Annotated in this window: 14 protein-coding genes; 8 read left to right on the plus strand and 6 right to left on the minus strand. The window is 72.9% G+C overall.

The genetic code is table 11. The annotated features are described in order from the left end of the window. Nucleotides 1-52 precede the first annotated feature (52 nt). Nucleotides 53-1,021: a methylmalonyl Co-A mutase-associated GTPase MeaB gene (gene meaB, locus GCU69_RS08825; protein WP_098753944.1), complete on the plus strand. Its 969-nt coding sequence runs from the start codon at nucleotides 53-55 to the stop codon at nucleotides 1,019-1,021. Nucleotides 1,022-1,241: 220 nt separating this feature from the next. Here meaB and GCU69_RS08830 read toward each other — a convergent pair whose 3' ends face one another. Beyond that, on the minus strand, nucleotides 1,242-1,760 hold the full coding sequence (locus GCU69_RS08830; RefSeq protein ID WP_156205581.1) for a PepSY domain-containing protein: 519 nt from the start codon (nucleotides 1,758-1,760) through the stop codon (nucleotides 1,242-1,244). A 108-nt stretch (nucleotides 1,761-1,868) separates the two neighbouring features. Between GCU69_RS08830 and GCU69_RS08835 the strand changes: the two genes are divergently transcribed. Together GCU69_RS08835 and GCU69_RS08840 are read left to right on the plus strand one after the other, a co-directional pair. After that, the gene (locus tag GCU69_RS08835; protein WP_098753946.1) at nucleotides 1,869-2,531 is read left to right on the plus strand and encodes a response regulator transcription factor; all 663 of its coding nucleotides are present in this window, start codon (nucleotides 1,869-1,871) and stop codon (nucleotides 2,529-2,531) included. A 4-nt stretch (nucleotides 2,532-2,535) separates the two neighbouring features. After that, nucleotides 2,536-4,056 (plus strand): sensor histidine kinase, encoded by a 1,521-nt coding sequence (locus tag GCU69_RS08840; RefSeq protein WP_235978339.1) that lies wholly within the window; start codon nucleotides 2,536-2,538, stop codon nucleotides 4,054-4,056. Here the strand turns inward: GCU69_RS08840 and GCU69_RS08845 are convergent. The 4 genes from GCU69_RS08845 to GCU69_RS08860 form a co-directional block, all read right to left on the minus strand. Then, nucleotides 4,053-4,526, minus strand: coding sequence for a MarR family winged helix-turn-helix transcriptional regulator (locus GCU69_RS08845; RefSeq protein ID WP_098753948.1), 474 nt, complete (start codon nucleotides 4,524-4,526; stop codon nucleotides 4,053-4,055). The two genes, GCU69_RS08840 and GCU69_RS08845, sit on opposite strands and share 4 nt — an antisense overlap. A 124-nt stretch (nucleotides 4,527-4,650) precedes the next feature. Continuing rightward, nucleotides 4,651-5,388, minus strand: coding sequence for an AIM24 family protein (locus GCU69_RS08850; protein ID WP_098753949.1), 738 nt, complete (start codon nucleotides 5,386-5,388; stop codon nucleotides 4,651-4,653). Next, a complete protein-coding gene (locus tag GCU69_RS08855; protein ID WP_156205582.1) occupies nucleotides 5,385-6,035 on the minus strand; it encodes an AIM24 family protein in 651 nt (216 codons plus the stop codon). The genes GCU69_RS08850 and GCU69_RS08855 overlap by 4 nt, the downstream gene beginning before the upstream one ends. Beyond that, a complete protein-coding gene (locus GCU69_RS08860) occupies nucleotides 6,035-6,673 on the minus strand; it encodes an AIM24 family protein (protein ID WP_156205583.1) in 639 nt (212 codons plus the stop codon). The genes GCU69_RS08855 and GCU69_RS08860 overlap by 1 nt, the downstream gene beginning before the upstream one ends. Before the next feature lie 186 nt (nucleotides 6,674-6,859). Between GCU69_RS08860 and GCU69_RS08865 the strand changes: the two genes are divergently transcribed. Further along, a complete protein-coding gene (locus GCU69_RS08865) occupies nucleotides 6,860-7,204 on the plus strand; it encodes a DUF3817 domain-containing protein (protein WP_098753952.1) in 345 nt (114 codons plus the stop codon). A gap of 111 nt (nucleotides 7,205-7,315) precedes the next feature. Here the strand turns inward: GCU69_RS08865 and GCU69_RS08870 are convergent, their stop codons facing one another. Then, nucleotides 7,316-8,293: an ArsR/SmtB family transcription factor gene (locus tag GCU69_RS08870; RefSeq protein ID WP_156205584.1), complete on the minus strand. Its 978-nt coding sequence runs from the start codon at nucleotides 8,291-8,293 to the stop codon at nucleotides 7,316-7,318. Nucleotides 8,294-8,419: 126 nt separating this feature from the next. Here GCU69_RS08870 and GCU69_RS08875 point away from each other — a divergent pair, with 126 nt between their 5' ends. The 4 genes from GCU69_RS08875 (at nucleotide 8,420) to GCU69_RS08890 (ending at nucleotide 12,492) form a co-directional block, all read left to right on the plus strand. Continuing rightward, nucleotides 8,420-9,682 carry an MFS transporter gene (locus GCU69_RS08875; protein ID WP_098753953.1) on the plus strand — a complete coding sequence of 421 codons (1,263 nt, stop codon included), beginning with the start codon at nucleotides 8,420-8,422 and terminating at the stop codon, nucleotides 9,680-9,682. Between the two features lie 32 nt (nucleotides 9,683-9,714). Next, nucleotides 9,715-10,224, plus strand: a complete 510-nt coding sequence (locus GCU69_RS08880; RefSeq protein ID WP_098753954.1) for a MarR family winged helix-turn-helix transcriptional regulator — start codon at nucleotides 9,715-9,717, stop codon at nucleotides 10,222-10,224. Between the two features lie 150 nt (nucleotides 10,225-10,374). After that, nucleotides 10,375-10,710 carry a DUF3817 domain-containing protein gene (locus GCU69_RS08885; protein WP_098753955.1) on the plus strand — a complete coding sequence of 112 codons (336 nt, stop codon included), beginning with the start codon at nucleotides 10,375-10,377 and terminating at the stop codon, nucleotides 10,708-10,710. A gap of 81 nt (nucleotides 10,711-10,791) precedes the next feature. Further along, nucleotides 10,792-12,492, plus strand: a complete 1,701-nt coding sequence (locus GCU69_RS08890) for an acyl-CoA mutase large subunit family protein (RefSeq protein WP_098753956.1) — start codon at nucleotides 10,792-10,794, stop codon at nucleotides 12,490-12,492. The last annotated feature ends 14 nt before the right edge of the window (nucleotides 12,493-12,506 follow it).

Genomic DNA, 12,506 nt, shown 5'->3' on the forward strand with positions numbered 1-12,506 from the left:
CCGGCATGATCCGCCGCGGACAGAGACGCTACGAGATACGGAGCACGTGAAGATGGCCGACGTCCCCACACTGGTCGAGCAGGCGCGGCAGGGCCGCCCGCGTGCCGTGGCCCGGCTGATCTCCCTGGTGGAGGGGGCGTCGCCGCAGCTCCGCGAGGTCATGGCGGCCCTCGCGCCGCTCACCGGCAACGCCTACGTGGTCGGGCTGACGGGATCCCCCGGCGTCGGCAAGTCGACCTCCACCTCGGCGCTCGTGACGGCGTACCGGAAAGCCGGGAAGCGGGTGGGCGTGCTCGCCGTCGACCCGTCCTCGCCCTTCTCCGGCGGCGCGCTGCTCGGCGACCGGGTGCGGATGAGCGACCACGCCTCCGACCCCGGTGTCTACATCCGTTCCATGGCCACCCGCGGGCATCTCGGCGGCCTCGCCTGGGCCGCGCCGCAGGCCATCCGGGTGCTGGACGCGGCCGGGTGCGACGTGGTGCTCGTCGAGACGGTCGGCGTCGGGCAGTCCGAGGTCGAGATCGCCTCACAGGCCGACACCAGCGTGGTGCTGCTGGCACCCGGCATGGGGGACGGCATCCAGGCGGCGAAGGCCGGAATCCTGGAGATCGGCGACGTGTACGTCGTCAACAAGGCCGACCGCGACGGGGCCGACGCCACGGCCCGCGAGCTCAACCACATGCTCGGGCTGGGCGAATCCCGCGGGCCGGGCGACTGGCGGCCGCCGATCGTGAAGACGGTGGCCGCGCGGGGCGAGGGTGTCGACGAGGTCGTCGAGGCGCTGGAGAAGCACCGTGCCTGGACGGAGGAGCGCGGCATCCTCGCGGAGCGGCGGCGGGCCCGGGCCGCGCACGAGGTCGAGACGATCGCGGTCACCGCGCTGCGGGAGCGGATCGGTGACCTGAGCGGCGACCGGCGGCTGGAGGCCCTGGCCGAGCGGATCGTGGAGGGGACGCTGGATCCGTACGCGGCGGCGGACGAGCTGGTGGCGGGACTGACGGAGGGGCCTGCGGCCGGCTGACGGGGTACCCCGGCCGGCCGGGGCACCGGGTCCGTGCCGGGGCCGTCCGGGCCGGTTCGGGCCTGCGGGGCGGTCCGGGCCGGGGGCGGGGCGGTTCGGGTTCCGTTCGGGGCGGGCCCCTCCCTCCGCACCCGTCCTCCCCGCGCCGGTGGGCACGGGGCCGCGGCGGCGCACGGCGGGGAGGGCGGCCGGGCCCGGGTGGCCGGGCCCGGATGGTCGGTCAGTTGTCGTCCGTGCGGTCGTCGGACTCGTTGTCGTCGTCCCGGTCGTCCCGGTCGTCCCGGTCGTCGTCGTGGTCGTCGGACTCGTCGCCGTCGGCCTGGTCGTCACCCCGGTCGTCACCCCGGTCGTCGGTCCGGTCCTCACCCCGGTCGTCGGCCCGGGTGTCGTCGCGGTCGTCGTCCCGGTCGTCGTCCCGGGTGTCGTCGCGGTCCCCGCTGGTGACCTTGCCCGTCTTCGCGTCGACCGTCAGCTCGTGCTCCTTGCCGTTCTTGTCGGAGATCTCGACCTCCCACGCGCTGTCGTCGAAGTCGGCCGAGACCGCCGTGCCGGGGGTGTGCTCCAGGGCGGCGTCGACCGCCCCCTTCAGGTCCGTGCGGGCGTCCTGGAGGGTGACGCGGTTGTCCTCGGCCGACAGCCGCTCCGGTGTGTCGTCGCCGGCGACCGCCACGGCCGTGGCCGTGCCGCCGCCGATCAGGACCGCCGCCGTGACGGCCGCGATGACGATGTTGCGCTTCATGGTTCCTCCCGGTGGATCGGTGTGGTTCCCACCGTGGCCGGGCGATGCTGAAGCGGTGCTGAAGCAGGCTGAAGGCTTCTTCAGGTTCGGTCGGCCAGACTGGGGCGCATGCGCCTGTTGATCGTGGAGGACGAGAAGCGGCTCGCCTTGTCGCTGGCCGGGGGGCTGACGGCCGAGGGGTTCGCCGTGGACGTCGTCCACGACGGCCTGGAGGGGCTGCACCGGGCGAGCGAGGGCTCGTACGACCTGGTGGTGCTCGACATCATGCTGCCCGGCATGAACGGCTACCGGGTGTGTGCCGCGCTGCGTGCCGCCGGGGACGAGACGCCGATCCTGATGCTCACCGCCAAGGACGGCGAGTACGACGAGGCCGAGGGGCTCGACACGGGTGCGGACGACTATCTGACCAAGCCGTTCTCGTACGTCGTGCTGGTCGCCCGGGTGCGCGCGCTGCTGCGGCGGCGGGGGCGCGGCGCCTCGCCGGTGCTGAGGGCCGGGTCGCTGACCGTGGACACCGCCGCGCGCCGGGTGCTCCGGGAGGACGAGGAGGTCGTACTGACGGCCAAGGAGTTCGCCGTGCTGGAGCAGCTGGTCGTGCGGGCCGGAGAGGTGGTCTCCAAGGGAGACATCCTCGAACACGTGTGGGACTTCGCGTACGAGGGCGATCCGAACATCGTGGAGGTGTACGTGAGTGCCCTGCGGCGCAAGCTCGGGGCCTCCCGCATCGTCACGGTGCGCGGCGCGGGCTACCGGCTGGTGACCGGTGTTTAGGACGGTGCGTTCGCGGGCGGCGCTCGGGGCCACCGCCGTCGTCGCGGTCGCGCTGGTCGCGGCGGGGCTCGCGGTGCTCGGTGTGCTGCGCGGCAATCTGCTGGGGCAGGCGGACCTCCAGGCCGAGCTGGCGGCGCGGGAGGTCGCCACGCAGCTGGCCACCGGGGTTCCGTACGGCGAGCTGGAGATGCCCGACGACGACCACCCGGTGCAGGTGCTCGACGAGTCGGGGCGGGTGCGCGCGGTGAGCGAGGGGCTGGAGGCCGTGAGCGGCACCGGGAGTGCGGGGGTGACTCCGGAGCCGGGCCCGGCCGGCGATGACAACGACGGCGACAACGGCAACGACAACGACAACGGCAACGACAACGACGGCGACAACGACAACGACGGCGACAACGACAACGACAACAACGGCGACAACAGCAACGACGACGACAACAGCAACAACGGCGACAACGGCGACAACGGCGGCGATGACGACGACGACCCCGTGCGCGGAGAGGTCGGCGACAGCGCTCGTACGGGCTCCGGCAGCGCGACCGTCGACGGCACCGCGGCCGATTACCGGTTCGCCGCCGTGGAGGCCACCGACCTGCGGGGCGCCACGCTCACCGTCCACGTCGGGGCCCCGCTGGAGACGGAGCAGGAGGCCGTCGGCACCGTGCGCACCGCGATGCTGACGGGGCTGCCCGCGCTGCTGGCGGTGGTGGCGGGCGCGACCTGGCTGACCACACGGCGGGCGCTGCACCCCGTCGAGGGAATCCGGGGCGAGATGTCCGCGATCACGGCCTCCGAGGACCTGTCCCGGCGGGTGCCGGTGCCCGGCTCGGGCGACGAGGTCGAGCGGCTGGCGCGGACGACCAATGAGACGCTCGGCGCCCTGGAGCGGTCCGTGGAGCGGCAGCGGCGGTTCGTGGCCGACGCCTCGCACGAGCTGCGGTCACCGATCGCGAGCCTGCGGACCCAGCTGGAGGTGGCCGAGGCCCATCCGGAGCTGCTGGACCTGCCGGGCGCGATCGAGGACACCGTACGGCTCCAGGCGCTCGCCGCCGATCTGCTGCTGCTGGCGCGGCTGGACGCCGGGGAACGGCCCCCCGCGGACGCCCGGGTCGACCTGGGGGCGCTGGTGCGCGAGGAGGTGTCCCAGCGCGCGGACCCGGTGCCGGTGGACGTGTCCGTGGCGGGGGAGTGCGAGGTGTCCGGGTCCCGCGGGCAGTTGGCGCGGGTGCTGGGCAATCTGCTGGACAACGCCCGGCGCCACGCCGAGAGCCGGGTCGCGGTCTCGGTGCGGCGGGAGGGCGCCGACGCGGTGCTGGAGGTCTCCGACGACGGGGCGGGTGTGCCCGAGGCGGAGCGGGAGCGGATCTTCGAGCGGTTCGTACGGCTCGACGACGCGCGGAGCCGCGACGACGGCGGGGCCGGGCTCGGCCTCGCCATCGCGCGCGACGTCGCGGTGCGCCACGGCGGCTCCCTCACGGTGGCCGGCGGCGCGGTGTTCCGGCTGCGGCTGCCGCTCGGTGATTAGCCGCCGCGCTGTTCGCGCAGGTGCTCCGCGACGGGGTCGAGGGTCTTGCGCAGTGCTTCCAGTTCGTCGGCGGGCATCAGGTCGATGAAGTGCCGCCGTACGGATGCGACATGGTGGGGTGCCACCTCTCGCATCGTCGTGGCGCCGTGCTCGGTCAGGACGGCGAAGAGGCCGCGGCGGTCGGATTCGCAGTTCTCGCGGCGTACGAGGCCCGCGTTCTCCATCCGGGTGATCTGATGCGAGAGCCTGCTCTTGGACTGCAGCGTGGCTCCGGCGAGGTCGCTCATCCGCATCCGCTGGTCATCGGATTCGGAGAGGTTCACCAGGATCTCGTAGTCGTTGATGGTCAGTCCGAACGGCTGAAGATCCTTCTCGAGTTGGTGCATCAGCAGCTTGTTCACATCCAGATGGACGCGCCAAGCCTGCTGTTCCGCGTCGCTCAGCCAGCGTGTGGCCGTTTCGGTCTCCATATGAATATTCTACCTATTAAAGTTGAATGATGAACAAATGGCAGGACCGCACGGCACCGATCACCCCCCGGATGTCCCCCTCGGTGCGCGCAGGCGTTCGACGTTACACTCCGGAGGTTATCGCTTACAGCCCGAAGCGGCTCTGAGGACCCCCCTGTTGAGGCGCGGGCGGACCGCCCGGCACCCCCGGCTGTCCCGGGACGCTCCCGGTGTCCCGCTCAGCCATCAGCTGCTCGGTGGACTGCAGCAGCACCTGTCCGGCCCCGGTGAACTCGAACTGGTGCTCCTCGCCCGAGGCGCCGCCGAGCCCCGTCAGGGCCCGCACGCCGCCCAGCACGCCCCGCAGGTACTGGTGGTCGTAGTGGTGGCAGGGCGAGGGGCAGTCCGCCCAGCCCACGAGGGCCTGCGGGTCGACCCGGATCGGCGGCTCGGCGAAGATCACCGGGCCGTTGGAGGCGGCGACGAACTTGCCCGTGCCGATCAGGGTCAGGAAGCCGGGGATGACCGACTGCTTGAGGGACAGGCCGGGCTGGAAGGCGAGGAGATTGCCGGACCGGACGGTCAGGTTGCCGTCCTCGAGGTCGTAGGAGTTGACGTCGAACGCCCGGTCGGCGAGCAGCATCTTGCCCTCGCCCTCGGCGACCACCCAGTCCGCCGCGTGCAGCGGGGAGTGGAAGCTGCCGGCGACCAGCCGGTCGAGGCGGCCGTGGCCGACGCCGTCGAAGGAGATCCGGCCGTAGTAGGCGATCATCTTGCCCTTCTGCAGGAACCACTGGCCGTGCAGGTCCACGCAGAAGGTGTACGCGTTGACGTTGTCGTCGGCCGGCAGGGTCTGCGGGTCGAAGACGGCCGGACCGCTCACAGTTTCTCCTCCGAGGCCTGTACGTACACCGCGCCCTGTCCCGAGAGCTCCAGCTGGAACGCCTCGCCCGAGCCGCGGCCGACCATGTCCCGCCAGCCGAGCGCGGTGGACAGCTTGTTGCGCACGTCCCCGTGGTGGGCGACGTAGGCCTGCGGGTCGACGTGCACCGGCCGGTCCGGGGTGATGGGCAGTTCGATCACACCGCCGTGCGCCATCACGGCCACCGAGCCGTGCCCCTGGAGCGTGGTCGTGAAGAGCCCCTGGCCGGTGACCTGGCCGCGCACCAGGCCCATCACGCCGCCCTGCGAGCCCATGAACATCGTGCCCTGGCGCAGGGTTCCGTCGAAGGCCAGCAGGCGGTCCGCCTCCACGTGGAGCGTGTCGCCGGCCAGTTCGATCACCTGGATGTGATGCCCGCCGTGGCCGAACATCACGGTGCCGTCGCCCTCGACGGTCATCAGCGGCGCGGCCTCGCCCGCCACCCGGCGGCCGATCATCGAGGTGATGCCGCCCCGGCCGCCCTGGATGCTGGGCGTGAAACTGACCCTGCCGCGGTGGGCGAGCATGGCGCCGCGCTGGCTGAACAGGGTCCGGCCGGGCTCGAGCCGGGCCTCGACCACGCGTGAGTTGATCTCCCGGAACGGCATCAGACATTCCCCCCGACGGTGTTCCGCTCGCTCGGCTGTACGTACACCAGGCCCTCGCCCTCGAAGCGGATCTGGAAGGCCTCGCCGGAGCCCTCGCCGAGCACTGTGCGGAAGTTCACACCGGACTGGAGGGTCTGCTTGAGCTTCCCGGTGTGCGCGACGTACGCGCCGGGGTCGACCTGGAGCGGATACCGCGGCGAGACGCGCAGCACCACGGCCTGCCCGTCGGAGAGGATCGCCGCCCGGCCGATGCCCTCGACGGTGGTGGTGAACAGCCCGTTGCCCTGCGAGGCCCCGCGCAGTCCGGTGAAGGTGGTGCCGGTGCGCAGCCCCGAGTCGGTGCAGAGCAGGTTGTCCGCCTCGACGTACAGGGTCTCGCCGCGCAGGTCGACCAGGTTGATCTCGGTCGCCCGGTCGGCGAACCAGCAGGTCCCGTGCCCCTTCACCTCCATGACCTCCATCTGCTCGCCGGTGAGCCGTCGGGTGACCATGCCGCGCAGGCCGTCACCGCCGCCGGTCAGCTTCTTGAAGCCGATCCGGCCGTCGTACGCCACCATCGAGCCGTTCTTGGCCTTGACGCCGTCGCCCGCGAGGTCGACGGCGAGCACTCTGCTGCCTTGCAGTCGGAACTGAGCCACGGCACGACGTTAACCGCCGGGTGCGGCTCCCGGCAGGGGGCGCCCGGCGTGCGGCAGCGAGCCCCCGTGCGCCGGAGTTGTGGGGGAGCTGTAACAATGGCGATGCTTGTGCGGGCATTCACAAGCCCTCCGCGGCCGTCCTCCGGCCGCGGCACCCCTGTCGTCCTTCCGGAAGAGGGTCCCCCCGTGGACATCAAGACCGCCTCCGCCGTCCGCAGGCTCCGACTGGTCTCCGCCGTCGAGGCCGTCTCCTATCTGCTGCTGCTCGTCTGCTCGGTGCTCAAGCGCACCACCGACTTCAACGGTGTTCCGGTGATGGGCGCCGTGCACGGCGTGCTCGTCGTGGTGTTCTTCGTCTTCCTGGCCGACGCCTGGAACCGCACCAAGTGGCAGCTGAAGAAGCCGCTGGTCTACACGGTGCTGTCGGTGATCCCGTTCGGCGGCTTCTACGCCGAGCGGATGCTCCGCCGCGAGGAGGAGAGCAGCGTCATCGCCGCCCGCGCCCGGCGCGAGGGCGTCGTCAACGCCTGACCGTCCTCCTCCGGTACGGACCCGCGGCACCGGCCGGCGGCCTGCCGTCCCGTGCCGTGCGGGCCCGCGTCACCGGCCGCCCAGCGTCCCGTGCCGTGCGGACCCGCGGCGTCAGCCGGCCGCCAGGGCGATCCCGAGCGGGGTGCGCTCGTAGAGCACCTGGTGGCCCTGGCGCCGCGCGGTCAGCAGTCCCGCGTCGCGCAGCGCCGACAGGTGCGCCGACACCGAGGACGGCGCCAGCCCGAGCCGGTGGGCGAGGCCCGTGGTGGTCGCCGGCTCCTCCAGCGCGGCCAGTACCGCGGCCCGTCCCCGGCCGAGCAGCCGGGCCAGCGCGTCCGGCACCCGCCCCGCCGGGTCCGTCCACAGTCCGCCGATGCCGCGTGCCGGATAGACGAGCGTCGGCTGCCAGGGCTCCTCGAAGCCGCCGACCACGTCCGGCCAGCAGAAGACGCTCGGCATCAGCAGCAGCCCGCTGCCGCCCAGGTCCCGGCTGTGCCGGCCGTGGTGGTGAATCGTCAGCACGGAGTCCGCCCACGACAGCCGCGGGTGCAGCTCGGTGAACAGCCGCTCCAGCCCGCCCTCGGCCAGCCGGCGCGTGTGGAAGGCGACATCCGCCTCCAGCAGGGCCCGCAGCCGCGGCCAGTCCGGCTCGACGAGCGCCCTCCAGGCCAGTTCCAGCAGGTCCGCCAGTTCCTTCACGGCCCGTGCCGGGTCGTCGAGCATCGCCCGGCCGCGGGCGCTCGCCGCCGCGCCGGGGGTGGCCGCCAGGGACAGCGCCAGGTCCTCGCGGGCCCGCGCGGGATCGGCGGAACGGACGCGCCCCAGCTCCTCGTCGATCCGGGGGCAGGGGTGGCCGGGCGGCGGCGCGAGGAAGTCCGGGGTGTGGCCGCGGGCGGGCATCAGCAGCCAGAGCGGTGCCAGGTCCAGCCCGGCCGCCGCGTCCCGGATCCGGCGCAGCCACGGCAGATGGTGGCTCTGCCGGTCGGGGCGGCGCAGCGTGCGCACGGCCTCCTGCGTCTCCCACAGCGGGGAGACGGCGAAGCGGCAGCGCAGCAGGTCGTCGGCGCCGAAACGCATGTGGAACGGCACGCGCACACCCTCTCTCCGGTGCCGGGCCGCCCGGCGCGCGGGCGTCGGGGGACCCGGCCCCAGCCGACTTTCGGCTCTGGCCGAAACAGTGTCTGCCCAGGTGACTTACCCAGCACGCTGCCGTCCATGCACCCGCAGGAAACCGCCGGTCCGCCCCGCCGTGGCGGATACGGAGCGGTCTTCGCCGTACCCGAGTTCCGGGCGCTCTTCGCCGCGCATCTGCTGTCGCTGCTCGGAGTCGTCGTCGGCGAGATCGCGCTGTCGCTGCTCGTCTACCGGCTCACCGGCTCGCCGCTGCTCGCTGCCCTCACCTTCGCGCTCGGCTTCCTCCCGTACGCCGTCGCCGGCACCCTGCTCGCCGGGGTCGCGGACCGGTATCCCGCGCGCCGGGTGCTCGTCGTCTGCGACCTGCTGTGCGCGGGCTGTGCCGCCGCGATGGTGCTGCCGGGCGTCCCGGTGGCCGGGCTGCTGGCCCTGCGGTGCCTGACTGCTCTCGTCGCGCCGGTCTTCACCGGCACCCGGGCCGCGAGCCTCGGCGACATCCTGGGCGAGGGCGATCTGTTCGTACTCGGCCGCTCGCTGATCCGGATCGTCTCGCAGGCGGCCCAACTGGCCGGGTTCGCGGCGGGCGGCCTGCTCATCGCCGCGCTGTCCCCCCGCGGCGCGCTGGGCGTCACCGTCGTCACCTTTCTCGGCTCCGCCCTCCTGCTGCGGCTGGGCACCCGGCGGCGGCCCGCCCGTGGCGGCGGCGCCGGGCCGGTGCTGCGGTCCTCGCTGTCCGGCACCGGGGCGCTGCTCGCGGACCGGCGGATCCGGGCGCTGCTGCTGCTGTTCTGGCTGCCGCCGCTGTTCGTCGTGGCACCGGAGGCGCTGGCGGCCCCGTACGCCGACGCCGTCGGCGCCGGACCCGCGGCGCTCGGGCTGCTCATGTGCGGCATGCCCGTCGGGGCGGTCACCGGCGAACTGCTGGCGGGGGCCGCCCTCGGTCCCCGCGGCCGCTCCCGGATCGTGCTGCCGCTGGCCGCCGTGTCGCTGCTGCCGCTGCTCGGCTTCGCCCTGCGGCCCTCCCCGGGCTGGGCGCTGCCGCTGCTCGCGCTCGCGGGCTCCGGGATGGCGTACACGCTGGGGCTGGACCGGTGGTTCGTGGACGCGGTGCCCGAGGAGCTGCGCGGCCGGGCGATGACCCTGCTCACCGCCGGGCTGATGACGATCCAGGGGCTGGGCATGGCCCTGGCCGGGTTCGCGGCGGAGTTCGCCCCGGCGCACGCGGTCGTCGCCGGGGCCGGGGCGCTCGGTACGGCCTGCGCGCTGCTCGCCGTACGGGAGGTGCGCCGGTCCGCCCCGCGCCCCGGCGAGTCCGACCGCGCCCAAGAGCTGAGACAGGGCTGACCGCGATATGACCGGCCGGTAAGGTCGATCGCGTGCCGAAGCCGCTCAGCCTGCCGTTCGATCCCATCGCCCGAGCCGACGAACTCTGGAAGCAGCGATGGGGGTCCGTGCCGTCCATGGCGGCCATCACCTCCGTCATGCGGGCCCAGCAGATCCTGATCGGCCAGGTCGACGCGGTGGTCAAGCCGTACGGACTGACCTTCGCCCGCTACGAGGCGCTGGTGCTGCTCACCTTCAGCCAGGCCGGCGAGCTGCCCATGTCGAAGATCGGCGAGCGGCTGATGGTGCACCCCACCTCGGTCACCAACACCGTCGACCGGCTGGTGCGGTCCGGCCTCGTGGCCAAGCGCCCGAACCCGAACGACGGGCGCGGCACCCTGGCCTCCATCACCGACCGGGGCCGCGAGGTCGTCGAGTCCGCGACCCGCGACCTGATGGCGATGGACTTCGGCCTCGGGGTGTACGACGCCGAGGAGTGCGCCGAGATCTTCGCGATGCTCCGGCCGCTCCGGGTGGCGGCGGGGGACTTCGAGGAGGGCTGAGGCCGCCCGCGGGGGAGCGGCTCCGGGTGTGTCGGGGACGGGCTCCGCATGCGGGCTGAGGCCGCCCGCGGGGGAGCGGTGCCCGGGTGCCGCCGCGCGGTGCGCGGGGCGGCGGACGGGTGCGCGGGCGCTCCGGTTACGCTCGATGCCATGAAGAAGAGCGTGCTGACCCGTTACCGGGTGATGGCCTACGTCACCGCCGTGATGCTGCTGGTGCTGTGCACCTGCATGGTGTTCAAGTACGGCTTCGACACCGGCGAGGACATCACGTTCATGGTGTCCCAGGCGCACGGCGTGCTCTACATCGTCTATCTGGTCTTCGCCTTCGACCTGGGCTCCAAGGCCAAGTGGAGCTTCGGCAGGCTGCTCTGGGTGCTGGTCTCCGGGACCATCCCGACGGCTGCCTTCTTCGTCGAGCGCAAGGTCGTCCGTGACGTCGGGCCGCTGCTCGAGGGCGGCGCGTCCGCCGCGCCCGCCCGCGCCTGACGCCCGCCGCGCCCGCGCTCCGTTCCGGCGCGCGGGCGTTGCCATCGACAATTAGTAGGACGTCCAAGTAAATTTGTGGGCATGGACGCCGACGAGATCGAAGAGGGCCGCAGCCGCTGGCAGGCCCGGTACGACGCCGCCCGCAAGCGGGACGCCGACTTCACCACGCTCTCCGGGGACCCGGTCGAGCCGGTGTACGGGCCGCCGCCGGGCAGCGCCGTCCCCGGCTTCGAGCGGATCGGCTGGCCCGGCGAGTATCCGTTCACCCGCGGGCTGCACCCCACCGGTTACCGGGGGCGGGCCTGGACCATCCGCCAGTTCGCCGGCTTCGGCAACGCCGAGCAGACGAACGAGCGCTACAAGATGATCCTGGAGGCGGGCGGCGGCGGGCTGTCCGTCGCCTTCGACATGCCGACCCTGATGGGCCGCGACTCCGACGACCCCAAGTCGCTCGGCGAGGTCGGCCACTGCGGCGTCGCCATCGACTCCGCCGCCGACATGGAGGTGCTGTTCCGGGACATCCCGCTGGGCGACGTCACCACCTCCATGACCATCAGCGGCCCCGCCGTACCGGTCTTCTGCATGTACCTGGTCGCGGCCGAGCGGCAGGGTGTCGACCCGGCCGTCCTCAACGGCACGCTGCAGACCGACATCTTCAAGGAGTACATCGCGCAGAAGGAGTGGCTCTTCCAGCCGGAGCCGCACCTGCGCCTCATCGGCGACCTCATGGAGCACTGCGCGCGGGACATCCCCGCGTACAAGCCGCTCTCGGTCTCCGGCTACCACATCCGCGAGGCCGGATCCACGGCCGCGCAGGAGCTGGCCTACACCCTCGCCGACGGCTTCGGCTACGTCGAACTGGGTCTCTCCCGGGGACTCGACGTCGACCGCTTCGCGCCCGGCCTGTCCTTCTTCTTCGACGCGCACCTCGACTTCTTCGAGGAGATCGCGAAGTTCCGCGCCGCCCGCCGGATCTGGGCCCGCTGGATGCGCGACGTCTACGGCGCGCGGACCGACAAGGCGCAGTGGCTGCGCTTCCACACCCAGACGGCCGGGGTCTCGCTGACCGCCCAGCAGCCGTACAACAACGTCGTGCGCACCGCGGTCGAGGCGCTGGCCGCCGTCCTCGGCGGCACCAACTCGCTGCACACCAACGCCCTCGACGAGACCCTCGCCCTCCCCTCCGAGCAGGCCGCGGAGATCGCCCTGCGCACCCAGCAGGTGCTCATGGAGGAGACCGGCGTCGGCAACGTAGCCGACCCGCTCGGCGGCTCCTGGTACGTCGAGGCGCTCACCGACCGGATCGAGGCCGACGCCGAGAAGATCTTCGAGCAGATCAGGGAGCGCGGCCGCCGCGCCGTACCGGACGGCAACCACCCCATCGGGCCGATGACCTCCGGCATCCTGCGCGGGATCGAGGACGGCTGGTTCACCGGCGAGATCGCCGAGGCCGCGTTCCGCTACCAGCGGGCGCTGGAGAAGGACGAGAAGCGGGTCGTCGGCGTCAACTGCCACCACGGCTCGGTCACCGGGGACCTGGAGATCCTGCGGGTCAGCCACGAGGTGGAGCGGGAGCAGGTGCGGGCGCTCGCCGACCGCAGGGCCGGGCGGGACGAGACGGCGGTGCGCGAGGGGCTGGACGCGATGCTCGCCGCCGCGCGGGACGGCCGCAACATGATCGAGCCGATGCTGGAGGCCGTACGGGCCGAGGCGACGCTCGGCGAGATCTGCGGCGTGCTCCGGGAGGAGTGGGGCGTCTACACGGAGCCGCCGGGCTTCTGAGCGGTGCGCGCGCC

This window comes from Streptomyces lycii (assembly GCF_009735685.1).
In the GTDB taxonomy this organism is placed as follows: Bacteria; Actinomycetota; Actinomycetes; order Streptomycetales; family Streptomycetaceae; genus Streptomyces; species Streptomyces lycii.